The sequence below is a fragment of the Enterococcus sp. HMSC072F02 genome, from assembly GCF_001837725.1.
Lineage (GTDB): Bacteria > Bacillota > Bacilli > Lactobacillales > Enterococcaceae > Enterococcus_B > Enterococcus_B lactis.
Map to the genome: position 1 here is coordinate 1 of NZ_KV833936.1, position 1,555 is coordinate 1,555.

Here is a 1,555-nt window from a genome sequence, read left to right on the forward strand (position 1 = left end):
ATTCAAGACAACAAACATTTTTTAACAAGCAAGCAATATGCTAGCAAACAAATTGAGCTTAACAATCGCAAGATTGTTCGAACTTTTTATGAGAGTTTGATCCTGGCTCAGGACGAACGCTGGCGGCGTGCCTAATACATGCAAGTCGTACGCTTCTTTTTCCACCGGAGCTTGCTCCACCGGAAAAAGAAGAGTGGCGAACGGGTGAGTAACACGTGGGTAACCTGCCCATCAGAAGGGGATAACACTTGGAAACAGGTGCTAATACCGTATAACAATCGAAACCGCATGGTTTTGATTTGAAAGGCGCTTTCGGGTGTCGCTGATGGATGGACCCGCGGTGCATTAGCTAGTTGGTGAGGTAACGGCTCACCAAGGCCACGATGCATAGCCGACCTGAGAGGGTGATCGGCCACATTGGGACTGAGACACGGCCCAAACTCCTACGGGAGGCAGCAGTAGGGAATCTTCGGCAATGGACGAAAGTCTGACCGAGCAACGCCGCGTGAGTGAAGAAGGTTTTCGGATCGTAAAACTCTGTTGTTAGAGAAGAACAAGGATGAGAGTAACTGTTCATCCCTTGACGGTATCTAACCAGAAAGCCACGGCTAACTACGTGCCAGCAGCCGCGGTAATACGTAGGTGGCAAGCGTTGTCCGGATTTATTGGGCGTAAAGCGAGCGCAGGCGGTTTCTTAAGTCTGATGTGAAAGCCCCCGGCTCAACCGGGGAGGGTCATTGGAAACTGGGAGACTTGAGTGCAGAAGAGGAGAGTGGAATTCCATGTGTAGCGGTGAAATGCGTAGATATATGGAGGAACACCAGTGGCGAAGGCGGCTCTCTGGTCTGTAACTGACGCTGAGGCTCGAAAGCGTGGGGAGCAAACAGGATTAGATACCCTGGTAGTCCACGCCGTAAACGATGAGTGCTAAGTGTTGGAGGGTTTCCGCCCTTCAGTGCTGCAGCTAACGCATTAAGCACTCCGCCTGGGGAGTACGACCGCAAGGTTGAAACTCAAAGGAATTGACGGGGGCCCGCACAAGCGGTGGAGCATGTGGTTTAATTCGAAGCAACGCGAAGAACCTTACCAGGTCTTGACATCCTTTGACCACTCTAGAGATAGAGCTTCCCCTTCGGGGGCAAAGTGACAGGTGGTGCATGGTTGTCGTCAGCTCGTGTCGTGAGATGTTGGGTTAAGTCCCGCAACGAGCGCAACCCTTATTGTTAGTTGCCATCATTCAGTTGGGCACTCTAGCAAGACTGCCGGTGACAAACCGGAGGAAGGTGGGGATGACGTCAAATCATCATGCCCCTTATGACCTGGGCTACACACGTGCTACAATGGGAAGTACAACGAGTTGCGAAGTCGCGAGGCTAAGCTAATCTCTTAAAGCTTCTCTCAGTTCGGATTGCAGGCTGCAACTCGCCTGCATGAAGCCGGAATCGCTAGTAATCGCGGATCAGCACGCCGCGGTGAATACGTTCCCGGGCCTTGTACACACCGCCCGTCACACCACGAGAGTTTGTAACACCCGAAGTCGGTGAGGTAACCTTTT

Annotated in this window: 1 rRNA gene; it reads left to right on the plus strand. The window is 52.0% G+C overall.

Going from position 1 to position 1,555, the window contains the following annotated elements:
• Positions 1-84: 84 nt before the first annotated feature.
• Positions 85-1,555: ribosomal RNA gene (locus HMPREF2731_RS04770) — 16S ribosomal RNA — on the plus strand; the annotation flags it as partial.